Origin of the sequence: Burkholderia sp. AU33803, assembly GCF_002223095.1 — a bacterium.
Lineage (GTDB): Bacteria > Pseudomonadota > Gammaproteobacteria > Burkholderiales > Burkholderiaceae > Burkholderia.
This window is the reverse complement of the sequence record NZ_NKFJ01000004.1, coordinates 26,433-52,160: the sequence shown is the minus strand read 5'-3', so window position 1 is coordinate 52,160 and position 25,728 is coordinate 26,433. Positions and strand designations below refer to the sequence as shown.

Sequence of the window (25,728 nt, the reverse complement as noted above, 5' to 3'; positions counted from 1 at the left end):
GTTTCCCCTGCGACACACACTATATCTAGTGCAGAACTGCTCAACTGGCACCAAGTATAGTGGACATTCGGAGCACATCAAAATGGATAATTTGCGATGGAGGTATTGACATCACCCCCACCCCGCGCAGGCTCAGACGCGACAAGGCATTGGTCGGAAAAAAAAATTTCGCGCCCTCAAAAACCCTGCGATCAGTGCTGACGGAAAGGAAAGTATTCGGCGGAAAAACCGGCATCGCTCGCGAAGCGTTGCCAATCGAAATGCGGGCCCGGGTCGGTCTTGCGGCCCGGCGCGACGTCCGAGTGCCCCGCGAATGCGTCGACCGGGTAGCGTGCGGCGAGCGCGCGGGAGAGCGCGGCGAGCATCGCGTACTGCGCGTCGTCGAACGGCACGTCGTCCGCTCCCTCGAGCTCGATGCCGATCGAAAAGTCGTTGCAGCGCGCCCGGCCGAAGAACTCGGACGAGCCCGCATGCCACGCACGCTCGTCGCACGACACGAACTGCACGAGTTCGCCGTTGCGGCGGATCAGGAAGTGCGCGGACACGCGCACGCCGCGCAGGTGGCTCTGGTAATAGGGGTGCGCATCGCAGTCGAGACGATTCAGGAACAGCGCCTCGATCGCGTCACCGCCGAATTCGCCGGGCGGCAGGCTGATGTTGTGGACGACCACGAGCGTCGGCACCACGCCCGCGGGCCGCACCTCGAAGTTCGGCGACGGCGCGTGGCGCGCTTCGCGCACCCAGCCGTGCGCGTCGACCGACAGCACCCGCGCGTCGCTCATCGTGCGTCGCGACCGCTCGACCGCGCGGCGTGGCGCTGCGCGTGCTCGGTACTGCAGAAGTATTCGCCGCCCGCGGCGACGGCGTCGCCCTTCGGCGCATGCACGCCGCATTCGGCACAGCGCACCATCGGCTCGGGCAGCGCCCGCGCGTCGCCGTTCGGGCGCCCCGCACCCGCACCGCCGGCGCCGGGCGTGCCGTCGTAACCGGCGCCGCGGCCGGTGCGCGCCTGCGCGTGCTCCTGGGCCTGGCGCAGCTTGCGCGCGATCCACGAACCCGCGAAGAAAAGAAGAATCAGGAGAAGAATCTGTCGCATCGGAAACCTGCGTTCAAACCACGGAACGGTGCAGCAGCACCTCGAAAACGAACCGGCTGCCGACATACGCGAGCAGCAGCGCGGCGAACGACACGAGCACCCAGCGCGCGGCACCGCGGCCACGCCAGCCCGACGTCTTGCGGGCGACCAGCAGGCCGCCGAACATCAGCCACGACAGGATCGCGAATACCGTCTTGTGGTCGAGGCGCAGCGCGCGCGCGTCGACCTGCTCGCTGAACAGGATGCCCGACGCGAGCGTCAGCGTGAGCAGCACGAAGCCGGCACCGATCAGGCGGAACAGCAGCTTCTCGAGCGTGAGCAGCGGCGGCAGCGTCTCGAGCCAGCTCGCGATCCAGCCCGTCGAGCCGTCGCGCCCGCCGCTCCTCAGCGACTGCAGGCGCCGCTCGACCATCAGCATCAGGACCGCGTGCAGCGCCGCGATCGCGAACAGGCCGTAGGCGATGTTCGCGATCAGGAAATGCAGCTTGAACAGCGGTGCTGCGGCATAAGGAAGCACCCGCACGCCGCCGAACAGGAGCGGCAGCAGCGACGCGCCGCACGCGAGCGGCAATACCAGCAGGCGCAGGCTGTCGAGCGGGAAGAAGAAGCTCTCGATCCAGTAGATGCCGGCGCCGAGCCAGAACATCGCGGACAGCGCGAACGCGAAGCCGAACACCATCGCGTCGTTCGGAAAGATCGTCATGTGGAGCAGCACGCCGTGCGCGACCAGCGCGGCGAACAGCAGCGCGCGGCCGGCCCCGCTCATCCCGGACGCGGCGGACGCGGGGACCGGCACGGCCGGCACGCTCGCGACGAGCGGCGTCGCGCCCTGGCGGTGCGTGCGCCAGCCTGCGACGGCGAGGCCGCCGTACAGGAATGCGGTGAGGGCATACAGTACAATATCCATGTTCGAAGTTTACACTAGGCCCCCTTCCCGCGACGGCTCCCTTTGTTCGGTTCCGCCGCGCCTTCGGGCCCCACTGTCCATCGCTCCCCATGCTCGACAATCTCACTCAACGGATGGCGCGCGTCGTCAAGACGCTGCGCGGCGAGGCCCGGCTTACCGAGGCGAACACCCAGGAGATGCTCCGCGAGGTGCGTCTCGCCCTGCTGGAGGCCGACGTTTCGCTGCCGGTCGTCCGCGAATTCATCGCCAAGGTCAAGGAAAAGGCGCTCGGCGAAGAAGTGATCAGCAGCCTGTCGCCGGGTCAGGCGCTGGTCGGCGTGGTCCAGAAGGAACTGACCGCCGTGATCGGCGGCGACTACGAAGGCAAGGCCGCCGAGCTGAGCCTCGCGGTCACGCCGCCCGCCGTGATCCTGATGGCCGGCCTGCAGGGCGCGGGCAAGACCACGACCGCCGGCAAGCTCGCGAAGCTGTTGCGCGAGAAGTACAAGAAGAAGGTGCTGACCGTGTCGTGCGACGTGTATCGCCCGGCCGCGATCATGCAGCTGAAAACGGTGAGCGAACAGGTTGGCGCCGACTTCTTCCCGTCCACGCCGGACCAGAAGCCCGTCGACATCGCGATTGCGGCCGTCGACTGGGCGAAGCGCCACTACCATGACGTGCTGATCGTCGATACGGCCGGCCGCCTCGGCATCGACGAGGCGATGATGCAGGAAATCGCCGCGCTGCACGGCACGCTGAAGCCGGCCGAAACGCTGTTCGTCGTCGACGCGATGCTCGGCCAGGACGCGGTCAACACCGCGAAGGCGTTCAACGACACGCTGCCGCTCACCGGCGTCGTGCTGACCAAGCTCGACGGCGACTCGCGCGGCGGCGCCGCGCTGTCGGTGCGTCACGTCACGGGCAAGCCGATCAAGTTCGTCGGTGTCGCCGAGAAGCTCGACGGCCTCGAGGTGTTCCACCCCGACCGGATGGCGAACCGGATCCTCGGCATGGGCGACATCCTCGCGCTCGTCGAGGAGGCGCAGCGCGGCGTCGACGTGCAGGCCGCGCAGAAGCTCGCCGACAAGGTCAAGAAAGGCGGCGACTTCGACCTGAACGATTTCCGCGCGCAGATCTCGCAGATGAAGAACATGGGCGGCCTGTCGTCGCTGATGGATAAGCTCCCTGCGCAGTTCCAGCAGGCGGCGGCCGGCGCCGACATGGGCCAGGCCGAGAAGTCGATCCGCCGGATGGAAGGCATCATCAGCTCGATGACGCCGGCCGAGCGCGCGAAACCCGAGATCATCAAGGCGACGCGCAAGCGCCGCATTGCGGCCGGCGCGGGCGTGCCGGTGCAGGAAGTCAACCGGATGCTGAACCAGTACGACCAGATGCGTACGATGATGAAGAAGCTGAAGGGCGGCAACATGCAGAAGATGATGCGTGGCCTGAAGGGCATGATGCCCGGCATGCGCTGATTCCGCCCATCGGCCGGCGCGCGGGTTTTTGCTGTAGCGCGCGGCGGCCGTTCTGCTTCATTCTTATTTGTATACCGACTGCCCGCCAGAACACATGAACCGCGAAGAAGCCCTCCACATTTTCAACCACTCCGAAGAGATCGTCTCGGCGGACGCCGTCAACGCATCGATCTCCAAGATGGCCGACGCGATCCGCGCCGAGATCGGCGACGCGTTCCCGCTCGTTCTCTCGGTGATGGGCGGCGCCGCGGTGTTTACCGGGATGCTGCTGCCGCATCTCGATTTCCCGCTGGAATTCGACTACATCCACCTGACCCGCTACCGCAACACGACGCAGGGCAGCCCGGAGATGCACTGGCGCGTCGCGCCGCGCGAATCGGTGAAGGACCGGATCGTGCTCGTCCTCGACGACATCCTCGACGAAGGCGAGACGATGGCCGCGATCCGCGACCGCATTCTCGACATGGGCGCCAAGCGCTTCATGTCGGCCGTGCTGTGCGAGAAGACGCTCGCGAAGGCCAAGCCGCTGCACCCCGACTTCTGCGGCTTCGCGGTGCCGGACCGCTACGTGTTCGGCTGCGGGATGGATGCGAAGGGCTACTGGCGCAACCTGCCGACGATCCGTGCGCTGACCACGAACGTCTGAGCGCCCCGCTCCGCACTATATAAATAGAAAGCGGCGCTCCGGTTTCCCGGAGCGCCGCTTTTTTTGGGCGTGTTGGGTGTGCGCCGCCCCGCCCTACAGCTGGTGCACGAACGCGCGGACGCCGCCCAGCATCATCTCGACCGAAATCGCGACGAGCACGAGGCCCATCAGCCGCTCGAACGCCGCGACGGTCCGCTCGCCGATCCATTGCTGGATCCGCTCGGCCAGCACCAGCGTCACCGCGCAGACGATCATCGTGACCGTCAGCGCGCCGACCCACTCGAGCATCTTGCCGGGCCCCTGCGACGTCAGCAGCATCACCGTCGCGAGCGCGGACGGCCCGGCGAGCGCCGGAATCGCGAGCGGCACGATGAACGGCTCGCCGCCCGCACGCGGGTCGTTGCCGAGCGCGCCGTCCGGATGCGGGAAGATCATCCGCAGCGCGATCAGGAACAGCACGATCCCGCCGCCGAGCCGCAGCGACAGGTCGGTGAGGCTCATCATCCGCAGGAAACGGTCGCCGACCAGCATGAAGAACAGCAGGATCACGAACGCGATCCCCACTTCACGCAGGATCAGCTTCACGCGCCGCTCGCGCGGCACATCCCGCATCGCCGCAATGAACAGCGGGATATTGCCGAGCGGATCGGTGATCAGCACCAGGAGCACGGTGGCCGACAGGAAGGTGTATTCCACCGCGTTCCCCGGTCGGTGCGCTTAGCGCGCGAGCGCGGCGCGGATCTTCTCCGCGACCGTCGCCGCAGCCGCGTCGGCCGGCAGCAGCGTCGCTTCGGCGTCGCGGCGGCCCTGATACTCGATCTTGCCTTCCTTCAGGCCGCGCTCGCCGATCACCAGGCGATGCGGCACGCCGATCAGTTCCCAGTCGGCGAACATCACGCCCGGGCGCTCGCCGCGATCGTCGAGGATCACGTCGATGCCGGCGGCGACGAGTTCCGCGTACAGCTTGTCGGCGGTCTCGCGCACCATGTCGCTGCGGTCATAGCCCATCGGGCACAGCACGACTTCGAACGGCGCAATCGACTCGGGCCAGATGATGCCGCGGTCGTCGAAGTTCTGCTCGATCGCCGCGCCGAGAATGCGCGTGACGCCGACGCCGTAGCAGCCCATCAGCATCGGCTGCGGCTTGCCCGACTCGTCGAGGAACGTCGCACCCATCGCTTCCGAATACTTGGTGCCGAGCTGGAACACGTGGCCGACTTCGATGCCGCGGCAGATGTCGATCACACCCTTGCCGTCCGGCGACGGGTCGCCCTTCTTCACGTTGCGCACGTCGGCGACGTCCGGCTCGGGCAGGTCGCGGCCCCAGTTCACGCCAGCGATGTGGTAGTCGACCTCGTTCGCGCCGACGACGAAGTCGCTCATGTTCGCGACCGTGCGGTCCGCGATCACCTTCACGGGCTTCTTCGTGCCGACCGGGCCGAGATAGCCCGGCGGCGTGCCGAACCACTCGACGATTTCCTGCTCGGTCGCGAAGCGGTGGTTCTTCAGGCCCGGCAGCTTCGACACCTTGATCTCGTTCAGGTCGTGATCGCCGCGCAGCATCACGAGCCAGATGGTCGGCTCGGCGCCTTCGTTGTCGGTCGCGAGCACGATCGACTTGATCGTGCGCTCGAGCGGTATGGCCAGCAGCTCGGCGACGGCTTCGCACTTCGCCTTGCCGGGCGTCGCGACCTTCTCCATCGCTTCGGCCGGCGCCGCGCGCTCGGGCGTCAGCGGCAGCGCTTCGGCCGCCTCGATGTTCGCCGCGAATTCGGACGTCGGGCAGTACGCGATCGCGTCTTCACCGGTGTCGGCGATCACGTGGAATTCGTGCGAGAAGTTGCCGCCGATCGAGCCGCTGTCGGCCGCGACCGCACGGAACTCGAGGCCGAGGCGCGTGAAGATGCGCACGTACGCGTCGTACATCTTGCGATACGACTCGTTCAGGCCGGCCGCATCCTTGTCGAACGAGTACGCGTCCTTCATGATGAATTCGCGGCCGCGCATCACGCCGAAGCGCGGACGGATCTCGTCGCGGAACTTCGTCTGGATCTGGTAGAAGTTCACCGGCATCTGCCGGTAGCTCTTGATCTGGTTGCGCGCGATGTCGGTGATGACTTCCTCGTGCGTCGGCCCGATCACGAAGTCGTTGTCCTTGCGGTCCTTGAAGCGCAGCAGCTCGGGGCCGTACTGCTCCCAGCGGCCCGATTCCTGCCACAGTTCGGCGGGTTGCACGGCCGGCATCAGCAGCTCGATGGCGCCCGCCCGGTTCATTTCCTCGCGCACGATCGCCTCGACCTTGCGAATCGAACGCAGGCCGACCGGCAGGTAGTTATAGATGCCGCCGGCGACGCGACGGATCATGCCGGCGCGCACCATCAGCTTGTGGCTGACGATCTCTGCGTCGGCGGGTGCTTCTTTCAGGGTGCCGATAAAGAAACGGGAAGCTTTCATGCGGACGGTTCCAAAAACGGCGCCCCCAGGCGGGGCGCCCGAAAAAGTTTCAAGGTGAAAAAGCTGCGCGCGACGAACGACGATGGCGCAGATGACGTAGCAGACTAATCAGGGACAATTCAGCCGGTGCCCCCCGCGCGGATTCGCTCCGTCACGGTGCGCAGCGCCCGTTATCTGTTTATAATCAAAGCAATTTTAAAGGATTCGAAGGTGGTTGTATGCTGGATCGTGAAGGCTTTCGCCCGAACGTCGGCATCATCCTCTTGAACGCGCGCAACGAGGTGTTTTGGGGCAAGCGGCTCCGCGAGCATTCCTGGCAGTTTCCTCAAGGTGGGATCAAGTACGGCGAGACCCCCATGCAGGCGATGTACCGGGAACTGCACGAGGAAACGGGCCTGCACCCGGAACACGTCAAGATAATCGGCCGCACACGCGACTGGTTGCGTTATGAGGTGCCTGACAAGTTCATTAAACGCGAAGTACGCGGTCATTACCGCGGCCAGAAGCAGATCTGGTTCCTGCTGCGGATGGTTGGACGCGATTGCGACATTTGCTTGCGCGCGACCGACCACCCGGAGTTCGATGCGTGGCGCTGGAACGAGTACTGGGTGCCGCTCGATGCGGTGATCGAGTTCAAGCGGGATGTCTATCAGTTGGCGCTGACGGAACTGTCGCGCTTCCTGCGCCGCCCGGCGCAGCGAGCCGAGAAGCCGCCGCGTGGGCCGCGTCTGTCGCGCTATCCGCGCGTCATTGGCGTACAGGCCCAGCAGACGCTGACGATTGTCGACACATCGGTAGTCTGTTCGGAGATCGAAGTGGAAGCGGGCACGCTCGACGAGATGCCGCCCCACGTGATCGTCGGCAAATGACGAATCGAACTGCATGACCGGGCGCGACCTTGGTGTCGCGCCCTTTTTTTACGAGGAATGCATATTGGAAGCGATTGCTCTCGCGCTCGCATCGATTGCCGCGGTAGCCACACTGGCAGGTTGCGCGAATTCGAAGACGCCCACCAACAAGGATGACAGCGAGTTCGTGTATCTGCTGGACCGCCAGGGCACGTGGAAGGAAAACACGGTCGACTCGCTGCCGCCGCTGCCGCAGACGGGCGACCTGCTGCCGTTCAACGTATCGCAGAACACGCCGCTCAAGTTCTTCGTCGATGCGAAGTCGCTGGCGGTCGGCACCGATGGCGTCGTGCGCTATGCGGTCGTCATCACGAGCCCGGCCGGTGCGCGCAACGTGAACTACGAAGGCATCCGCTGCGACACCTACGAATGGCGCCAGTATGCCGGCCTGAATTCGGAACACGACGGCTGGGATCGCACGGTCGAGAACGACTGGCGGCGCATCGAGAACGGCGAACTGAATGCCTACCATTCGGCGCTCTATCAGGACTACTTCTGCGCGAACAAGATGCCGCAGGGCTCGACCCAGCAGATCCTGGAGAACATCCGGTTTCACCGCACCGCGATGAGCCAGTTGCGCTGACGGCGCGCGGCGCCCACCGCGCCTTCGTTCGTCGCATGAAAAAGCCCGCTTCACGCGGGCTTTTTCGTTTTACGGCAGGAACCGGCACGAATGGTCACACCAGCACCAGGTTGTCGCGGTGGATCAATTCGGGCTCCAGCATGTAGCCGAGCACGGATTCGATCTCGCCGCTCGGCTTGCGGTGAATCAGTTTAGTCTCTGCACTGCTGTAGTTCGTGAGCCCGCGCGCCACTTCGCGCCCGTCGGGGCCGACACACGCGATGACTTCGCCGCGCGCGAACGCGCCCTGCACGTCGATCACGCCGATCGGCAGCAGGCTCTTGCCGCCGGCCGTCAGCTTCTCGACCGCGCCTGCGTCGATCACGACATGGCCGCGCACCTGAAGATGGTCGGCCATCCACTGCTTGCGTGCCGCCATCCGCGCGGTACGTGCGATCAGTTGCGTGCCGATCGCCTCACCGGCCGCCAGACGCACGAGTACGTCGGCCTCCCGGCCGCTCGCGATCACGGTGTTCGCGCCGCTGTGCGCGGCGCGCTTCGCCGCGAGGATCTTCGTTAGCATCCCGCCGCGGCCGAGGCTGGAGCCCGCGCCGCCGGCCATCGCCTCGAGTTCCGGCGCACCTGCACTGGCTTCTGCAACGAGCGTCGCGTTCGGGTCCTTGCGCGGATCGGCCGTGAACAGCCCCGACTGGTCGGTCAGGATGATCAGCGCATCGCCTTCGATCAGGTTTGCAACGAGCGCGCCGAGCGTGTCGTTGTCGCCGAACTTGATTTCGTCGGTGACGACCGTGTCGTTCTCGTTGATGATCGGCACGACGCCAAGCCGCAACAGCGTCAGCATCGTCGAGCGCGCATTCAGGTAACGCTCGCGGTCCGCCAGGTCGGCATGCGTCAGCAGGATCTGCGCGGTGCGGATGTCGTGCTCGGTGAAGCGGCTTTCATAGACCTGCGCGAGCCCCATCTGGCCGACTGCGGCGGCAGCCTGCAACTCGTCGATTTCTCGCGGTCGCTTGCTCCAACCGAGCCGCTGCATCCCTTCCGCAATCGCGCCCGAGCTGACGAGCACGACTTCCTTGCCCTGCGCGCGCAGTGCGGCGATCTGAGCCGCCCAACGGCCGATCGCCGCATGATCGAGCCCCTTGCCGTCGTTGGTCACGAGGCTGGAGCCCACCTTCACCACCAATCGCTTCGAATCCGCGATGATCGAACGCATCCTGCACTGTCTCCTGTATCTGCTGCCTTTCCGACCGGGCGCGATTGAACGCCGGCGCCGGGCGGCACGCCCGGCGCGTTCCGGAATCGCTCAGGCGTCGTCGCCCGGCGCTGCATCGCCCTTGGCAGGCGGCGCATCGCGGAAACGCACGTCTGCCGCGAGATCTTCCGCCTCCGCGGCGCGATGCGCGTCCGAATGTTCGGAGAGGTAGTCGTAGATCGCGTAGCACAGCGCTTCACAACCCTGGCCCGTCAGTGCCGAGATCTCGAACACGGGGCCGTCCCACTCGAAGCGCTCGAGGAAATCCGCGACCCGTGCCTTGCGCTCGTCTTCCGGCACCATGTCGAGCTTGTTGAGCACGAGCCAGCGCGGCTTCTCGTAGAGCGCCTCGTCGTACTTGCGCAGCTCGCCGACGATCGCCGTCGCTTCCGCCACCGGATCGACGCTTTCGTCGAACGGCGCGAGATCGACCAGATGCAGCAGCACGCCGGTGCGCTGCAGGTGGCGCAGGAACTGATGGCCGAGGCCCGCGCCTTCGGCGGCGCCCTCGATCAGCCCCGGGATGTCGGCGATCACGAAGCTCTTGCTCGGACCGACGCGCACCACGCCGAGATTCGGCGCAAGCGTCGTGAACGGGTAGTCGGCAATCTTCGGCCGCGCATTCGACACCGACGAGATGAACGTCGACTTACCTGCGTTCGGCATGCCGAGCAGGCCGACATCGGCGAGCACCTTCAGCTCGAGCTTCAGCATGCGACGCTCGCCGGGCTTGCCGTCCGTCTTCTGGCGCGGCGCGCGGTTCGTGCTCGACTTGAAATGCAGGTTGCCGAGCCCGCCGGCACCGCCCTGCGCAAGCATCACCTGCTGGTCGTGTTCGGTCAGGTCGGCGATCAGCTCGCCGGTATCCATGTCGCTGATCATCGTGCCGACCGGCATGCGCAGCGTGACATCGTCGCCGCCCTTGCCGTAGCAATCCGATCCGCGCCCGTTTTCGCCGTTGCGCGCCAGGTGCTTCTTCGCGTAACGGTAGTCGATCAGCGTGTTGATGTTGCGGTCGGCGATCGCGTATACGCTACCGCCCCGGCCGCCGTCGCCGCCGTCCGGCCCGCCGAACGGGACGAATTTCTCGCGGCGCATCGACGCACTGCCATCGCCTCCGTCTCCGGCGATGACTTCGATTCGTGCTTCGTCAATGAACTTCATTCGTCACTCCGCCCAGTATTTCCGCTATTGTGCCGCGCGCCGGCGCGCTTGAACAATCTGCCGTTCGGCCGATCGTACGCCGGTTGCGCGATGGCCGCCCGGACACACACGCGCCCGGCGGCCAAATAAAAAAAGGCCCCGCGAAGACTGCGGGGCCTTTCGGCTACGAAGCCCGTGGGTGCCTGAACTTAGGCAGCCGCCGGGACAACGATGACCAGATGCTTCTTGTCCGCGCCCTTCGTCGCGAACTTGACGTGACCGTCGACCAGCGCGAACAGGGTGTGATCCTTGCCCATGCCGACGTTCTCGCCTGCGTGCATGCGCGTACCGCGCTGACGCACGATGATGCCGCCGGCATTGATTGCCTGGCCGCCGTACACTTTCACGCCGAGACGTTTCGACTCGGAGTCGCGGCCGTTCCGGGAAGAGCCGCCTGCCTTTTTGTGTGCCATCTGATTGCTCCTTTACCGAGGCGCTTACGCGTTGATCGCGTCGATGCGCAGCTCAGTGTAGTTCTGGCGGTGGCCGCCGTGCTTTTGGTAGTGCTTCCGGCGACGCATCTTGAAGATGGTGACCTTGGCATGACGACCGTGCGACACAACGGTGGCCTTGACGGAAGCCCCACTGACCAGCGGCGTACCGAACTTAATCGATTCGCCTTCGCCCACTGCGAGAACCTGGTCGAGCGTGATTTCAGCGTCAATGTCAGCCGGTATCTGTTCTACTTTGAGTTTTTCGCCAACGGCAACCTTGTACTGCTTGCCGCCGGTTTTTATGACCGCGTACATTGAGAACCTCACTCTGGATCCAATTTTTCCGCACACCACGCGCGGAAAACACGTGATTATACATGGGGTTAGCACCCAAGTCAAAGCCGATCGACGATTGCCGCGCGCGGGCCTCTACCGGACGGCCAAAATCGCGCCGCTGCTACGTCTGACAGACCGGCATATCGCGGATTCGACTTATAATCCGCGGCATCACCCAATTCCATCATCATGTCGTCGTCCACCGCCTCCCCCACCCTCAGCGCCGCCCATCTGCTCGCTCCGATCACCACTGACATGGAGCAGGTGAATCGCGTTATCCGGCAAAGCCTCGCGTCCGATGTGCTGCTGATCAACCAGATCGCCGAGTACATCATCGGCGCGGGCGGCAAGCGGCTGCGTCCGGCATTGCTGCTGCTCGTCGCCGGCGCGCTCGGCGAGACGTCGCACCAGCGGCACGTGCTGGCCGCCGTCGTCGAGTTCATCCACACGGCCACGCTGCTGCATGACGACGTCGTCGACGAATCCGAGTTGCGCCGCGGCCGCCAGACCGCCAATGCGCTGTTCGGCAACGCGGCGAGCGTGCTGGTAGGCGACTACCTCTATTCGCGCTCGTTCGAGATGATGGTCGGCGTCGGCAAGATGCGCGTGATGGAGATCCTGTCGGAAGCGACGACGATCATTTCCGAAGGCGAGGTGCTGCAGCTCCTCAACATGCACGATGCAGACGTCGACGAAACGCGCTACATGCAGGTGATCCGTTACAAGACGGCCAAGCTGTTCGAGGCCTCGGCACGTCTGGGCGCGGTACTCGCGGGCGCCGATGCGCCGACCGAGGCGGCCGCCGCCGAATACGGCCGCCGGATCGGCACCGCATTCCAGATCATGGATGACTGGCTCGACTACGCGGGCACCGCCGAGGCAATGGGCAAGAATGCCGGCGACGATCTTCGCGAAGGCAAGCCGACGCTGCCGCTCATCTATCTGATCGAACGCGGCACGCCCGAACAGTCGGCGCTGGCACGCGAAGCGATCGAACAGGGCGGCACCGATCGCTTCGACACGATCTTCGAAGCGATCACGCGCTCGGGCGCACTGGATCACACGCTCGAATGCGCACGCCAGGAAGCGCAGGCGGCAGCCGCGGCGATTGCTGCGTTCCCGGACTCGATCTATAAGGAAAGCCTGCTCGGGTTGTGCTCATACTCGACGTCGCGGCAATCGTAAACACGCCGCGAACGCGACGCGATGCCTTGTCCCGAAAATTTTCTTCATCAAAGTATTCCCTTTTAGAAAAAACATCGTTATAGTTACGTTCTTGCTTGTGACGACGCAGCGATTCTTAACGAAAGCAGCGAAGTCCGAAGAGCAAAAAATCGGGGTGTAGCTTAGCCTGGTAGAGCGCTACGTTCGGGACGTAGAGGCCGGAGGTTCGAATCCTCTCACCCCGACCAGATTTTTAAAAAACCGTGCACTTCGTGCACGGTTTTTTTTTACCCGGCCGCCGCTAGCTCCTCGTGTCGCGCACGACACATCGCGGTCGCCGGCCTCTGCTATATTTCTCCCATCCCAGTCCTTCACTGCCCTTCCAACGCGTGGACCAAATTCCCTTATGGGCGCAAATCGGCGCCGTCTTCCTGCTTCTCCTCTGTTCCAGCTTCTTTTCGATTTCCGAGACCGCGATGATGGCGCTCAACCGCCATCGGCTGAAGCATCTCGCCAGCCAGGGCGCACTCGGCGCGAAAACCACGCAAGGGCTGCTCACGCGCACTGACCTGCTGCTCAGCGTGATCCTGATCGGCAACAACCTGTTCAACACGATCATCCCGGTCCTGACGACGTCGCTCGCGCTGCATACGTTCGGCCGCAACAACCTCGCGCTGTCGATCGCGACCGGCATCGTCGCGTTCCTGATCATCGTGTTCGCCGAAATCGCGCCGAAGATCGTCGGTGCGACGTTCCCCGAACGCATCGCGCTGCCCGCGAGCCTCGTGATCGCGCCGCTGATGCGCGTGTTCAAGCCCGTCGTCTGGTTCGTCAACGCCCTCGCGAACGGCGTGCTGTGGGTGCTGCGCATCAACACGAAGAAGGGTCGCGACCAGCGAATGTCGGCCGACGAGCTGCGGGCCATCGTGCTCGAGTCGAGCAGTTTCATGCCGACCAAGCACCGCAGTATCCTGCTCAACCTGTTCGACCTCGAGAACATCACGGTCGACGACGTGATGGTGCCGCGCCGCCAGATCGAGTCGCTCAATTTCTACGCGCCGCTCGACGACGTCCTGCATCAGCTCGAAACCTGCTATCACAACCGGCTCGTCGTCTACGAAGGCGACATCGACAAGGTGCTCGGCGTGTTGCACGTCCGCAAGACGCTGACCGCCCTGCACAACCAGGAATTCGACCGCGAGACGCTGCGCGCGCTGCTCGCCGAGCCGTACTACGTGCCGTCCGGCACGCCGGTGGTCCAGCAGCTCCAGTTTTTCCAGGAAACCCGGCAGCGGACCGCGCTCGTCGTCAACGAATACGGCGAGCTCGAAGGGCTCGTGACGCCCGAAGACATCATCGAGGAACTGATCGGCGAATTCACGACGTCGCTGCCGCGCAGCGAGCGCAAGGGCGGCTGGGACGAGAACGGCGAATGCATCGTCTCGGCGAGCATGCCGCTGCGCGAACTGAATCGCTGGCTGCACCTGAAGCTGCCGACCGACGGGCCGAAGACGCTGAACGGCCTGGTGCTCGAAATCCTCGAGGAAATTCCGGAAGACGACGTGTGCCTGAAAATCGGCGATGTCATGCTCGAGGTGATGCGCAGCGACGATCAGGCCGTGCGCACCGTCAAGCTCTTCAAGCCGCGCAGCTCGCGCACCGCACGCGTCACGTCGCGCTAGCCGAACGGCTGACTGCCGGCGCCGCCCGCGACGCGCGACCATCTGCGGGTCACGGTCAACAGGCGGCCAGCGTGCCGGCTCACATGCACTTCCCTCCTTCCGGGGCGCCGCTGCGCACGCAGCCGGCCGCCCATTCCGATGCGTCGCCCGCTGCCGCACCGCGCGCGCTCGACGCGGCCCAGCTCGACGATGCACCGGCCGTGCGGCTGCTGACGGACACGCTTCACGCGGCTCGCGTGCGCGACGCATCCGACATCCACGTCGAACCATTCGAAGCCGGCTGGCGCATTCGCCTGCGCATCGACGGCGTGCTGCACGAACATGCGCGGCCGCCCCTTCATCTGCGCGACGCGCTCGTCACACGGATCAAGGTGCTCGCGCGCATGGACATCGCCGAGCGGCGGCTCCCGCAGGACGGCAGGCTGCGCATCGTGATCGACGGCGGTACGCGCGGCGACTACCGGGTCAGCTCGCTACCCACGTTGTTCGGTGAAAAGCTGGTGCTGCGGCGGCTCGAAACCATGCCGACCGACCTCACGCTCGCCCGCCTCGGCTTCGACGCGCAGCAGGCGGCCGCGATGGAGGCCGCGATACGCGCCCCGCATGGCCTCGTACTCGTCACGGGTCCGACCGGCAGCGGCAAGACGCTGTCGCTCTACTGCGCGCTGCAGATGCTCGATCGCGACGCGCACAACGTCTGCACGGTCGAGGATCCCGCCGAGATCCAGCTCGACGGCATCAGCCAGGTCGGTGTCGCCGAAAAGGCCGGGCTCACGTTCGCGACGGCACTGCGCGCGCTCTTGCGGCAGGATCCGGACATCATCATGGTCGGCGAGATTCGCGATGCGGAGACGGCCGACGTCGCGATCAAGGCCGCGCAGACCGGCCATCTCGTGCTGTCGACGCTGCATACGAACGACGCACCGGCCGCCGTCGCGCGGCTGCTCGACATCGGCGTCGCACCGTACAACCTCGCGGCCGCGCTGCACCTCGTCACCGCGCAGCGCCTCGTCCGGCGGCTGTGCACCGCCTGCCGCGTGCACTCGGACGCACCGGTGCCCGTCCTGCGCGAAGCCGGCTGCGACCCGGCCGCCCTCGCAACCGGATGGCGGCCGTTCGTCGCGCGAGGCTGTCCGGCCTGTCACGGCATCGGCTATCGCGGCCGTGTCGGCCTGCATCAGACGATGCCGGTGTCGTCCGGGCTGGCGGAACGCATCGTCGCACGGGCAAGTGTCGGCGAACTCGCACAATGCGTGGCGGCCGAAGGCGTGCGCAGTCTGCGCGACGCGGCGCTCGCGCGCGTCCGTGACGGCACGACGAGCATCGCGGAAGCCCTCGCCGCGACGCCTGCCGCATGAGCATGCACACGCCGCCGCGCGAAACCCGCTTCGCGTGGCGCGGCCGCCGTCGCGACGGCACGTCGCGCCGCGGGACCGTCATCGCATTCGATGCCGCGAACGCACGTGCCGCGCTCGCACGCGACGGCATCGCCGTACTGTCGCTCGATGTCCGCGGGGCGGCCCGGCCGCCCACGGCCAGCGCGCGGGACGTCACGCGCTTCACGCGCCAGCTCGCGAGCCTGCTGCAGGCCGGGTTGCCGCTCGCGCCGTCGCTCGAGATGCTCGCGCGTACGCGGCCACACGACGGCCTGCCGCGCATCGCAGCCGGGCTCGCCCGCGAGATCGTCGGCGGCCGGCGCTTCGCCGATGCACTCGCACGCTATCCCTCCCAGTTCGGCACGCTGTATCGCCAGCTGATCGAGGTCGGCGAAGCGTCCGGCTCGCTCGGCATCGTGCTGACGCGGGTCGCGGAACACCGCGAGCGCACCGACGCGCAGTGGCGCAAGTTGCGGGCCGCGCTCGCGTACCCGGCGGCCGTCATCCTGTTCGGGCTCGCGATCTCGGCCGCGCTGATGGTGTGGGTGGTACCGACGTTCCGCCAGATTTTCGACGGGTTCGGCGCCGCACTGCCGGCGCCAACCCGCGCGCTGCTCGCGCTGTCCTCCGCACTGTCGGCATGGGGCGGTGGGCTCCTTGCCATTGGCGCAGCAGCCGGGCTGGCCGCGCATCACGCGCTGCGGCGCTCGGCACCGCTGCGCCACGCTGTCGCGCGGCGGCTGCTGCACGCACCGCTCGCGGGTAGCGCACTCAGCCGGTACGGGGCCGCACGCTGGTGCCGCTCGCTGGCGACGCTGCTCGGCGCCGGCGTGCCGCTCGCCGACGCCTTCGCCACCCTCGAGCGCACCGCCGGCCATCCGGTGTTCGAGCACGCCACTGCGCACATCGCAGCCCGCGTGCTGCACGGCGCACGCCTCGCGGACGCCATGCAGCACGCGGGCTGCTTTCCGGACGACGTCGTGCAGCCGATCGCCGTCGCTGAGGAAACCGGTGCGCTCGACACGATGCTCGCCGACATCGCGGCGCTGTGCGAACGCCAGCTCGACGCGCGTCTCGATGCACTCGCCGCGCTCGGCGAACCGCTGATCGTGATCGTACTGGGCGCACTCGTCGGCGGCCTCGTGATCGCGATGTACCTGCCCATCCTTCAGCTCGGCAACGTGGTGTAGCATCGCAACCGATTCTGTCGCCTTTTAGTCCGAACCTTGAGCCTCATGACGCCAGCGCCCCTGTACTCCGTTACCGATTCGCCCGAGAGCACGCTGCTCGCGCTGGCGATGCTGCCGCCCGCGCTGCAGTATGCGTTCGCGGTCATCGTCGGCCTTTGCGTCGGCAGCTTCCTGAACGTGGTCGTTCACCGGCTACCCGTGATGATGCAGCGTGCGTGGCAGGCCGAGATCGATGAAGCGACCGGCAACGCGAGCGCGCCGCCCGACGACGGCTACCCGCCGCGCTACGATTTGTGGCGTCCGCGCAGCGCCTGCCCGCATTGCGGCCACGTGCTGCGTGCATGGGAAAACATCCCGCTCGTCAGCTTTCTGATGCTGCGCGGGCGCTGCCGGCGCTGCGGCCGCGGGATCGGCATCGTATATCCACTCGTCGAGCTCGCGTGCGCGGTGCTCGCCGCCGGCTCGCTCGCGGTATTCGGCCCGACCGTCGCCGCGCTTGCCGCGTTCGCGCTGTGCGCCGCGCTGCTCGCGATGAGCGCGATCGATATCCGGACTGGCTACCTGCCCGACTCGATGACGCTGCCACTCCTCTGGGCCGGGCTCGCGCTGAACCTCGGCGGCACGTTCACGTCGCTGCGCTCGGCCGTGATCGGGGCCATGGCCGGCTACCTGTTCCTGTGGGCGATCTACTGGCTGTTCAAATGGCTGCGCGGCATCGAGGGCATCGGTTTTGGCGACCTCAAGCTGCTCGCCGCGCTCGGCGCATGGATGGGCTGGGCCGCATTGCCGCAGGTCGTGCTGTTCGCCGCGGTGACGGGCGCGATCGTCGGGCTCATCGCGACCTGGCGCGGCCGCATGCGCTTCGAGGAGCCGATTCCGTTCGGTCCGTTCCTCGCGGCAGGCGGCGCCGCGACGCTGTTTTTCGGCACCCCGTTCTATTCGGCGCTCGGAGGCTGACATGTTCGCAATTGGACTCACCGGCGGCATCGGCAGCGGCAAGACGACCGTCGCCGACCTGTTCGGCGCCCGCGGCGCGTCACTGGTCGATACCGATCTGATCGCCCATCGCATCACCGCACCGGGCGGTCTCGCGATGCCGGCGATCGAACAGGCATTCGGCCGCGGCTTCGTTGCCGCCGACGGCTCGCTCGACCGTGCGAAGATGCGCGCACTGATCTTCAGCGACGACGCCGCGCTCCGACGCCTCGAAGCGATCACGCATCCGCTGATCCGCGCCGAGACCGATCGCGAAGCACGCGAAGCGCAAGGCCCGTACGTGATGTTCGTCGTGCCGCTGCTCGTCGAGTCCGGCAACTGGAAGGCGCGCTGCGACCGCGTGCTCGTCGTCGATTGCCCGGTCGAAACGCAGATCGCACGCGTGATGCGGCGCAACGGCTTCACGCGCGAGCAGGTCGAGGCGATCATCGCGAAACAGGCCACGCGCGAAGCGCGCCTCGCGGCGGCCGACGACGTGATCGTCAACGACGCGACGACACCCGACACGCTCGCCGCACAGGTCGATGCACTGCACCAACGCTATCTCGGATTTGCGGCCGCCGCACGCTGAACCTCGTGCCCAATCGTGATGGTGTACGAAATTGGCGCGTTGCTAGGGTAGAGAGTGAGCATTAGAATGTCCTGCATTGTTTCAATCCCTACCCAAGAGGCGAGCGCGCTTGATTCTTTACGAGTATCCGTTCAACGAGCGAATTCGCACGCTGTTGCGCCTCGAAGATCTCTTCGAGCGCTTCGCGTTCTTTTTGGCTCAGGAGGACCCGCGTGAACACCACGTCGCGCTGACGACGCTGTTCGAAATCGCCGAGGTAACGGGCCGCGCGGACCTGAAATCGGATCTGATGAAGGAGCTCGAACGTCAGCGCCAGACGCTCGCCCCCTTTCGCGGCAATCCGGGCATCGAGCAGAACGCGCTCGAAGCCGTGCTCGGCGAAATCGAGCAGACGCTCGCGAACCTCGCGCAGATGCAGGGCAAGACCGGGCAGCACCTCGTCGACAACGAGTGGCTCGCCAGCATCCGCAGCCGTGCGGTGATTCCCGGCGGCACGTGCAAGTTCGACCTGCCGTCGTACTACGCATGGCAGCAGTGGCCCGCCGAGCAGCGGCGCCAGGACATCGCGAAGTGGATCCTGCCGATGCTGCCGCTGCGCGACGCGGTGACGATCGTGCTGCGGCTCGCGCGCGAATCGGGCCAGGCGTCGAAGGTCATGGCGATGCAGGGCAGCTACCAGCAGATGCTGTCCGGCCGCACCTACCAGCTGATGCAGGTGCGCGTGCCGCCGGAGTTGCGCGTCATTCCCGAAGCGAGCGCGAACAAATACATGCTGTGGGTACGGTTCACCATGCAGGACGGCGATGTGCGTCCGCGCGCGGTGGATATCGACGTGCCGTTCCATCTGACACTGTGCAATCTGTAACGGCCGCGCGCCGGATCGCTTTCGTATGACTACCGTTGTGAAATGCCCGTCGTGCGGCGCCGAAGTGCGCTGGACGCCCGAAAATCAATTCCGCCCGTTCTGCTCGGCCCGCTGCAAGCAGCTCGACCTCGGCGCATGGGCCGCGGAAAAGTACCGGATCGGTGGATCCTCCGACGAGGGCCCCTCGTCGGAAGAAGACGGCACGGACGGCCGCCGCGACAGCTGAGCGGCGCGCGGCACCGCCTGCTAGTGATATGGCCCGCCTTTCCGGCAGGCCATCATGGCGTCAGTTCGACGCGGCTTCCTTCTCGAGCAGTTCGAGCACCGGCAGCGCGGCCGGCAACAGCGGCGCGACGGCGACCGGCAGTTGCTGCCACACGAACGCCTGCCCTTCCTTGCTGTGCGGCTCGCCCGTCCAGCCCGTCACCTTGCAGAAATACAGCCGCACGTACGCATGCGGATAATCGTGCTCGAGCGTGTGCCAGCGGTGACTGGCCGTGACTTCGATGCCGAGCTCCTCGTGCAGTTCGCGCGCAAGCGCATCCTCGACGCTTTCGCCGGCCTCCAGCTTGCCGCCCGGAAACTCCCAGTAGCCTTCATACGGCTTGCCTTGCAGCCGCTGTGCGAGCAGATAGCTTCCGTCCGGCTGCACCATCACGCCGACCGCGACTTCCGTCACCTTGCGGCCATCGGGCGCGCGCACCGCGCCTTGTGCGAGATCCGGGCTCATGCCTGCTCCTTGCGGCCCGACCAGTCACGCGCAAACTGCCACGCGACGCGCCCCGAGCGCGAACCGCGCTCGAGCGCCCACACGAGCGCATCGCCGCGTGCGGATTCGATCTCCGCGTCCGGGCAGCCGAAATGACGCAGCCAGTGCCCGACGATGTCGAGGTAGTCGTCCTGCTTGAACGGATAGAAGCTGACCCACAGGCCGAAGCGCTCCGACAGCGAGATCTTTTCCTCGACGACTTCGCCGGGGTGAATCTCGCCATCCGGAAGATGCTTGTACGACTCGTTGTCACTCATGTACTCGGGCAGCAGATGGCGGCGGTTCGACGTCGCGTAGATCAGCACGTTGTCCGACTGGGCGGCGATCGAGCCGTCGAGCGCGACCTTCAGCGCCTTGTAGCCCGACTCGCCTTCCTCGAACGACAGGTCGTCGCAAAACACGATGAAGCGCTCGGGACGCTGCGAGATCAGGTCGACGATGTCGCCGAGATCGTGCAGGTCGTCCTTGTCGACTTCGATCAGGCGCAGGCCGTCGTTCGCATACGCGTTCAGGCACGCCTTGATCAGCGACGATTTGCCGGTACCGCGCGCGCCGGTCAGCAGCACGTTGTTGGCCGGCTTCTGCTGCACGAACTGCCGCGTGTTCTGTTCGATCAGCCCTTTCTGGCGATCGATGTTGTGGAGGTCACCGAGCGTGATCGACGACACGGCCGGCACCGGCTGCAGATAGCCGCGCCCCTGGCGCTTGCGCCAGCGGAACGCGTGCGCGGCATTCCAGTCGACCGCGGCCGGCGCGGGCGGCAGCATCCCCTCGAGACGGCCGAGCAGCGCTTCGGCACGCGTCAGAAACTGTTCAAGCTTGTCCATGGCGTTCGAACGCTCCCGATCAGGAGCGGTAATCCGCGTTGATGCTCACGTAGTCGTGCGACAGGTCGCACGTCCAGATGGTGGCCTGCGCGTCGCCGCGGCCGAGCAGCACGCGAATCGTGATTTCGCTCTGCTTCATCACGCGCTGGCCGTCTTCTTCCTGGTAAGCCGGATTGCGGCCGCCCGCCTTCGCGACGAGAACGTCGTCGAGATAGAGGTCGATCTTGTCGACGTCCAGATCCGCGACGCCCGCATAGCCGATCGCCGCGAGAATCCGGCCAAGGTTGGGGTCGGATGCGTAGAAGGCCGTTTTCACGAGCGGCGAATGGCCGATCGCGTAAGCGATCTGGCGGCATTCCGCGACGTTCTTGCCGCCTTCGACCTGCACCGTCATGAATTTCGTCGCGCCTTCGCCATCGCGCACGATCAGTTGCGACAGCACCTGCGCGACTTCCGTCACCGCATCGCGCAGCGCCGCGTAGGCCGGCGAATCGGTCGACGTGATCGCGGGCAGCGTGCTCTTGCCCGACGCGATCAGGATGAACGAGTCGTTCGTCGACGTGTCGCCGTCGATCGTGATGCAGTTGAACGAGCGATCCGCGACTTCCTTTACGAGCGTGTCGAGCACCGGCTGCGCGACGTTCGCGTCGAACGCGAGGAAGCCGAGCATCGTCGCCATGTTCGGCTTGATCATGCCCGCGCCCTTGCTGATGCCCGTCAGCGTGACCGTATGGCCGTCGATCGTCACCTGGCGCGACGTGGCCTTCGGCAGCGTGTCCGTCGTCATGATCGCCTGCGCGGCGTCGAACCAGTTCGCGGCCTTGCGGTTCGCGAGCGCGGCCGGCAGGCCGGCCTTCAGGCGATCGATCGGCAGCGGCTCGAGGATCACGCCGGTCGAGAACGGCAGCACCTGCGCCGGCTCGATGCCCGCAAGGCGCGCGAGTTCCGTGCAGGTTTCGCGTGCGTTCACGAGGCCCGGCTCGCCGGTGCCCGCGTTCGCATTGCCCGTATTCACGACGAGCGCGCGAATGCCCGCGCCGCCCGCGCGCACCTTCGCCAGGTGCTCGCGGCAGACGGTGACCGGCGCTGCGCAGAAACGGTTTTCAGTGAACACGCCCGCGACCGTCGCGCTTTCGTCGACGGAGATGACCAGCACGTCCTTGCGATTCGGCTTGCGGATGTTCGCTTCCGCCCAGCCGAGCGTGACGCCGGCGACGGGATGCAGTTGGGCGGGATCGATCGACGGAAAATTGACAGCCATGGGGCACACCTGCCGGATGGAAAATGCCGGCATGCGCCGGCATCGATTGGAAGAACCAGCGGCCGCACGCGCGGGCCGCCGCAACTCACATCACTCACGCGAAGCTGCGAATGAAGCGGCACGCGCGATGCGCGCCGCCGTCGATCATGACAGCTTCCCGTGACATTGCTTGTACTTCTTGCCGCTGCCGCACGGGCACGGGTCGTTGCGGCCGACCTTCGGCATTTCGCCGCCGGGGCCGCTGTGCGTCATCGCGCTGCCGACCATGTCGGCCGTCGCCGTGGCCGCCACGGCAGCCGTGACGTTGGCCACCGGCGCACCGGATTCCGCGTAATCGGCGTGCTGGTACTCGACGTTCTCGAGATGACCGCCACGCTCCTCGATCTGCTCGGCGGCCTGCTCGAGCTGTTCCGGCGACTGGATCTGCACGTTCATCACGACGCGCGTGACTTCCTGCTTGATCGCCTCGAGCATCGCGGCGAACAGTTCGAACGCTTCGCGCTTGTATTCCTGCTTCGGATTCTTCTGCGCATAGCCGCGCAGGTGGATACCCTGGCGCAGGTGGTCGAGCGCCGCGAGGTGCTCGCGCCACAGACGGTCGACCGTCTGCAGCATCACCGAGCGCTCGAACGCGCTGAACGATTCGCGGCCGACCATCGCGACCTTCGCCTCGTACTGCTCGTCGGCGGCCGTCGTCACCGCGTCGAGGATCTCCTCGGCCGTGATCGACGAGGACTCGTTCACCATTTCCTGGATCGCGAGGTCGAGCTGCCATTCGTTGCGCAGCACTTCCTCGAGCTCGGGCACGTCCCACTGCTCTTCGATGCTGCCTTCCGGCACGAACTGGCGGACGACTTCGGTAATCACGCCGTGACGCATCGCGGTGATCGTCTCGGTGATGTCGTGCGCTTCGAGCAACTCGTTACGCTGCTGGTAGATCACCTTGCGCTGATCGTTCGACACGTCGTCGTATTCGAGCAGCTGCTTGCGGATGTCGAAGTTGCGCGCTTCGACCTTGCGCTGCGCGGACTCGATCGAGCGCGTGACGATGCCGGCCTCGATCGCCTCGCCTTCCGGCATCTTCAGGCGATCCATGATCGAACGCACGCGGTCGCCCGCGAAGATGCGCAGCAGCGGATCGTCGAGCGACAGGTAGAAGCGCGACGAGCCCGGATCGCCCTGGCGGCCCGCACGGCCGCGCAGCTGGTTGTCGATCCGGCGCGATTCGTGGCGCTCGGTGCCGATGATGTGCAGGCCGCCCGCGGCCTTCACTTCCTCGTGCAGCGTTTCCCACTCGTCGTGCAGCTGCTGGATGCGGCGCGCCTTTTCGTCGGCCGGGATCGCTTCGTCGGCCTCGATGAACGCCGCCTGCTTCTCCGCATTGCCGCCGAGCACGATGTCGGTACCGCGGCCGGCCATGTTGGTCGCGATCGTGATGCGCTTCGGCCGGCCGGCTTCCGCGACGATCGCGGCTTCACGCTCGTGCTGCTTCGCGTTCAGCACCTCGTGCGGCAACCCGGCCTGCTTCAGCAGGTGCGACAGCAGCTCCGAGTTCTCGATCGACGTCGTGCCGACCAGCACCGGCTGACCGCGTTCGTAGCATTCGCGGATGTCGCGGATCACCGCGTCATAGCGCTCCTTGGCCGTCTTGTAGATCTGGTCCTGCTTGTCGATCCGCTTCGGCGGGCGGTTGGTCGGGATCACGACCGTTTCGAGGCCGTAGATCTCGTTGAATTCGTACGCTTCGGTGTCGGCGGTACCGGTCATGCCGGCCAGCTTCGCGTACATCCGGAAGTAGTTCTGGAACGTGATCGACGCGAGCGTCTGGTTCTCGCTCTGGATCTTCACGTGTTCCTTCGCCTCGACCGCCTGGTGCAGGCCGTCGGACCAGCGGCGGCCGGCCATCAGGCGGCCCGTGAATTCGTCGACGATGACCACTTCGCCGTTCTGCACGACGTAGTGCTGATCCTTGTGGAACAGCGTGTGCGCGCGCAGCGCCGCGTACACGTGGTGCATCAGCGTGATGTTCTGCGGCGCGTACAGGCTCTCGCCCTCGCCGATCAGGCCCCATTCGGCGAGCAGGCGCTCGGCCTTCTCGTGACCCGATTCCGTCAGGAACACCTGGCGCGCCTTCTCGTCGAGCGTATAGTCGCCCGGCTTCTCGACGCCCGTGCCGTCGGCCTTCTCTTCGCCGATCTGGCGCTCGAGCAGCGGCGGCAGTGCGTTCATCCGCACGTACAGCTCGGTGTGATCCTCGGCCTGGCCCGAAATGATCAGCGGCGTACGCGCCTCGTCGATCAGGATCGAGTCCACTTCGTCGACGACCGCGAAATTCAGGGCCCGCTGCACGCGCGCGTCGGTCTCGTAGACCATGTTGTCGCGCAGGTAGTCGAAGCCGAATTCGTTGTTCGTGCCGTACGTGATGTCCGCCGCGTACGCCTGCTGCTTCTGGTCATGCTCCATGCCGGACAGGTTGATGCCGACCGACAGACCGAGGAAGTTGTAGAGGCGCGCCATCCATTCGGCGTCGCGCTGCGCGAGGTAATCGTTGACGGTCACCACGTGCACGCCGCGGCCTGCCAGCGCGTTCAGGTACACGGGCAGCGTCGCGACGAGCGTCTTGCCCTCGCCGGTGCGCATTTCCGCGATCTTGCCGTAGTGGAGCACCATGCCGCCGATCATCTGCACGTCGAAGTGCCGCATCTTCAGCACGCGACGGCTGGCCTCGCGGCAGACCGCGAAGGCCTCGGGCAGCAGCTTGTCGAGCGACTCGCCGGCCGCGACCCGCTGGCGGAATTCGTCCGTCTTGCCGCGCAACTGGTCGTCCGTCAGCTTCTCGATCTGCGTTTCGAGCGCATTGATCGTCGTGACGGTCTTTTGGTATTGCTTGACGAGCCGCTGGTTGCGGCTGCCAAAAATTTTCTGGAGAAAACCGGTTGTCATCGGATCGGATCCTGCGTCGCAGCACCGGCGCCCGGCGCGTGTTGCGCGCCCCGGCGCCCGAGCCTCGGCGGCTTAGCGAATTAGTGGACTCAAACGATGAATTTTAGCACGCGGGGACGCGTGCGCCCGTGTCTCGGCCGGACGGGCACTGCGCGCCGACCGCCGGGCCATCGGGGCGAAAGCCGCCCGTGCACGAGCCCGCGCGGGTACAATCGGCGTCAACGTCCGCCCGCGTGCGCGCCCGAAGAATGTCTCGATGAACCGATTTTCCAAGCGTTTCGGCCCGCTGGCCCCTTATCGCCCGCAACCCGTGTCCGAAGTGCTCGGCCGCACCGACGCATTCGCGGCGCTGCGCGCCGGCGTCGAACAGATCGCGTCGCTGCAGCGCGACCTTGCCGCGCTCCTGCCCGACTATCTGGCGAATCACGTCGAACCGGGCTTCATCAAGGATGGCACCCTGACCCTCTTTGCTGCGCACAACGCATTGGCCGCTCGCCTGCGACAGGTCGAGCCGCGGTTGCTCGGCGATCTGCAAAAACGCGGCTGGCCGGTCTCGACGCTACGCGTACGCGTGCGCCCGAAGGATGCGCCGGAGCCGCCCCACGTGAAGCAGGCGCGGATGACGTCGGTCGGCGCGGCCGCGTTGCGCGACCTGGCAGATCATCTCGAACCGTCACCGCTGCAGGACGCGCTCGCGCGGATGGCGGCCCGGCATGGCGCGAAGCCGCGCTGACGGCGCGCGCCGCCGGCAGCGCCAGGTGGCCTGGCCAATAAAAAAGCAGCCCGAAGGCTGCTTTTTTATTGCTTG

Annotated in this window: 26 protein-coding genes and 1 tRNA gene; 14 read left to right on the top strand and 13 right to left on the bottom strand. The window is 66.0% G+C overall.

Translation table 11 applies throughout. The features are described from left to right. Positions 1-191 precede the first annotated feature (191 nt). Genes ampD through CFB41_RS02620 form a run of 3 tightly spaced genes read right to left on the bottom strand, consistent with a single transcriptional unit; the run spans position 192 to position 2,003 of the window. Positions 192-782: a 1,6-anhydro-N-acetylmuramyl-L-alanine amidase AmpD gene (gene ampD, locus CFB41_RS02630; protein ID WP_089455554.1), complete on the bottom strand. Its 591-nt coding sequence runs from the start codon at positions 780-782 to the stop codon at positions 192-194. Then, on the bottom strand, positions 779-1,096 hold the full coding sequence (locus CFB41_RS02625; protein ID WP_089455553.1) for a PP0621 family protein: 318 nt from the start codon (positions 1,094-1,096) through the stop codon (positions 779-781). The genes ampD and CFB41_RS02625 overlap by 4 nt, the downstream gene beginning before the upstream one ends. A 13-nt stretch (positions 1,097-1,109) precedes the next feature. Further along, positions 1,110-2,003 (bottom strand): inner membrane protein YpjD, encoded by an 894-nt coding sequence (locus tag CFB41_RS02620; RefSeq protein ID WP_089455552.1) that lies wholly within the window; start codon positions 2,001-2,003, stop codon positions 1,110-1,112. 89 nt (positions 2,004-2,092) lie between these two features. Between CFB41_RS02620 and ffh the strand changes: the two genes are divergently transcribed. Next, on the top strand, positions 2,093-3,460 hold the full coding sequence (ffh, locus tag CFB41_RS02615; protein ID WP_089455551.1) for a signal recognition particle protein: 1,368 nt from the start codon (positions 2,093-2,095) through the stop codon (positions 3,458-3,460). Positions 3,461-3,554: 94 nt separating this feature from the next. Further along, on the top strand, positions 3,555-4,106 hold the full coding sequence (locus tag CFB41_RS02610; RefSeq protein ID WP_089424439.1) for a hypoxanthine-guanine phosphoribosyltransferase: 552 nt from the start codon (positions 3,555-3,557) through the stop codon (positions 4,104-4,106). A 93-nt stretch (positions 4,107-4,199) separates the two neighbouring features. On the opposite strand, the gene CFB41_RS02605 is transcribed toward CFB41_RS02610, so the two are convergent. Further along, positions 4,200-4,802: a MarC family protein gene (locus tag CFB41_RS02605; RefSeq protein WP_089455550.1), complete on the bottom strand. Its 603-nt coding sequence runs from the start codon at positions 4,800-4,802 to the stop codon at positions 4,200-4,202. 21 nt (positions 4,803-4,823) lie between these two features. Continuing rightward, complete coding sequence (locus tag CFB41_RS02600; protein ID WP_089439179.1) at positions 4,824-6,560, bottom strand: proline--tRNA ligase; 1,737 nt, start codon at positions 6,558-6,560, stop codon at positions 4,824-4,826. Positions 6,561-6,778: 218 nt separating this feature from the next. On the opposite strand from CFB41_RS02600, the gene CFB41_RS02590 reads away from it, so the two are divergent. Further along, positions 6,779-7,429, top strand: coding sequence for an RNA pyrophosphohydrolase (locus CFB41_RS02590; protein WP_089439178.1), 651 nt, complete (start codon positions 6,779-6,781; stop codon positions 7,427-7,429). Positions 7,430-7,442: 13 nt separating this feature from the next. Next, on the top strand, positions 7,443-8,051 hold the full coding sequence (locus CFB41_RS02585) for a CNP1-like family protein (RefSeq protein WP_089455549.1): 609 nt from the start codon (positions 7,443-7,445) through the stop codon (positions 8,049-8,051). Between the two features lie 94 nt (positions 8,052-8,145). Here the strand turns inward: CFB41_RS02585 and proB are convergent, their stop codons facing one another. The 4 genes from proB to rplU form a co-directional block, all read right to left on the bottom strand. Continuing rightward, positions 8,146-9,264, bottom strand: coding sequence for a glutamate 5-kinase (proB, locus tag CFB41_RS02580; protein WP_089439177.1), 1,119 nt, complete (start codon positions 9,262-9,264; stop codon positions 8,146-8,148). 90 nt (positions 9,265-9,354) lie between these two features. After that, the gene (gene obgE / locus CFB41_RS02575; protein ID WP_089455548.1) at positions 9,355-10,467 is read right to left on the bottom strand and encodes a GTPase ObgE; all 1,113 of its coding nucleotides are present in this window, start codon (positions 10,465-10,467) and stop codon (positions 9,355-9,357) included. A gap of 188 nt (positions 10,468-10,655) precedes the next feature. Next, positions 10,656-10,919 (bottom strand): 50S ribosomal protein L27, encoded by a 264-nt coding sequence (rpmA, locus tag CFB41_RS02570; RefSeq protein WP_006476999.1) that lies wholly within the window; start codon positions 10,917-10,919, stop codon positions 10,656-10,658. A 24-nt stretch (positions 10,920-10,943) separates the two neighbouring features. After that, on the bottom strand, positions 10,944-11,255 hold the full coding sequence (gene rplU / locus CFB41_RS02565) for a 50S ribosomal protein L21 (RefSeq protein ID WP_006025184.1): 312 nt from the start codon (positions 11,253-11,255) through the stop codon (positions 10,944-10,946). A 210-nt stretch (positions 11,256-11,465) separates the two neighbouring features. Between rplU and CFB41_RS02560 the strand changes: the two genes are divergently transcribed. The 9 genes from CFB41_RS02560 to CFB41_RS02520 all read left to right on the top strand — a co-directional run bounded on the left by CFB41_RS02560 (position 11,466) and on the right by CFB41_RS02520 (position 19,346). After that, positions 11,466-12,461 (top strand): polyprenyl synthetase family protein, encoded by a 996-nt coding sequence (locus tag CFB41_RS02560; RefSeq protein ID WP_089424435.1) that lies wholly within the window; start codon positions 11,466-11,468, stop codon positions 12,459-12,461. 150 nt (positions 12,462-12,611) lie between these two features. After that, positions 12,612-12,688 (top strand) — tRNA-Pro (locus CFB41_RS02555). 141 nt (positions 12,689-12,829) lie between these two features. Beyond that, positions 12,830-14,122, top strand: a complete 1,293-nt coding sequence (locus tag CFB41_RS02550) for an HlyC/CorC family transporter (protein WP_179243610.1) — start codon at positions 12,830-12,832, stop codon at positions 14,120-14,122. 83 nt (positions 14,123-14,205) lie between these two features. Beyond that, a complete protein-coding gene (locus CFB41_RS02545; RefSeq protein ID WP_089455547.1) occupies positions 14,206-15,480 on the top strand; it encodes a GspE/PulE family protein in 1,275 nt (424 codons plus the stop codon). Continuing rightward, positions 15,477-16,688, top strand: coding sequence for a type II secretion system F family protein (locus tag CFB41_RS02540; protein WP_089455546.1), 1,212 nt, complete (start codon positions 15,477-15,479; stop codon positions 16,686-16,688). The genes CFB41_RS02545 and CFB41_RS02540 overlap by 4 nt, the downstream gene beginning before the upstream one ends. A 45-nt stretch (positions 16,689-16,733) precedes the next feature. After that, positions 16,734-17,645: an A24 family peptidase gene (locus tag CFB41_RS02535; protein WP_089455545.1), complete on the top strand. Its 912-nt coding sequence runs from the start codon at positions 16,734-16,736 to the stop codon at positions 17,643-17,645. A 1-nt stretch (position 17,646) separates the two neighbouring features. Then, positions 17,647-18,255 carry a dephospho-CoA kinase gene (gene coaE / locus CFB41_RS02530; protein ID WP_089455544.1) on the top strand — a complete coding sequence of 203 codons (609 nt, stop codon included), beginning with the start codon at positions 17,647-17,649 and terminating at the stop codon, positions 18,253-18,255. Positions 18,256-18,364: 109 nt separating this feature from the next. After that, complete coding sequence (zapD, locus tag CFB41_RS02525; RefSeq protein ID WP_039353119.1) at positions 18,365-19,120, top strand: cell division protein ZapD; 756 nt, start codon at positions 18,365-18,367, stop codon at positions 19,118-19,120. A gap of 25 nt (positions 19,121-19,145) precedes the next feature. Further along, positions 19,146-19,346, top strand: coding sequence for a DNA gyrase inhibitor YacG (locus tag CFB41_RS02520; RefSeq protein WP_027788444.1), 201 nt, complete (start codon positions 19,146-19,148; stop codon positions 19,344-19,346). A 60-nt stretch (positions 19,347-19,406) separates the two neighbouring features. Here CFB41_RS02520 and CFB41_RS02515 read toward each other — a convergent pair whose 3' ends face one another. From CFB41_RS02515 to secA, 4 genes are all read right to left on the bottom strand, one after another. Further along, the gene (locus CFB41_RS02515) at positions 19,407-19,850 is read right to left on the bottom strand and encodes an NUDIX domain-containing protein (RefSeq protein ID WP_089455543.1); all 444 of its coding nucleotides are present in this window, start codon (positions 19,848-19,850) and stop codon (positions 19,407-19,409) included. Further along, positions 19,847-20,716 (bottom strand): ATP-binding protein, encoded by an 870-nt coding sequence (locus tag CFB41_RS02510; protein WP_089439171.1) that lies wholly within the window; start codon positions 20,714-20,716, stop codon positions 19,847-19,849. Before CFB41_RS02510 ends, CFB41_RS02515 begins: the two co-directional genes overlap by 4 nt. Before the next feature lie 19 nt (positions 20,717-20,735). Beyond that, on the bottom strand, positions 20,736-21,977 hold the full coding sequence (gene argJ / locus CFB41_RS02505) for a bifunctional glutamate N-acetyltransferase/amino-acid acetyltransferase ArgJ (RefSeq protein ID WP_089455542.1): 1,242 nt from the start codon (positions 21,975-21,977) through the stop codon (positions 20,736-20,738). Positions 21,978-22,121: 144 nt separating this feature from the next. Beyond that, the gene (gene secA / locus CFB41_RS02500) at positions 22,122-24,920 is read right to left on the bottom strand and encodes a preprotein translocase subunit SecA (protein ID WP_089455541.1); all 2,799 of its coding nucleotides are present in this window, start codon (positions 24,918-24,920) and stop codon (positions 22,122-22,124) included. Between the two features lie 256 nt (positions 24,921-25,176). Here secA and CFB41_RS02495 point away from each other — a divergent pair, with 256 nt between their 5' ends. Next, positions 25,177-25,653: a DUF721 domain-containing protein gene (locus CFB41_RS02495; RefSeq protein WP_039353137.1), complete on the top strand. Its 477-nt coding sequence runs from the start codon at positions 25,177-25,179 to the stop codon at positions 25,651-25,653. Positions 25,654-25,728: the final 75 nt, after the last annotated feature.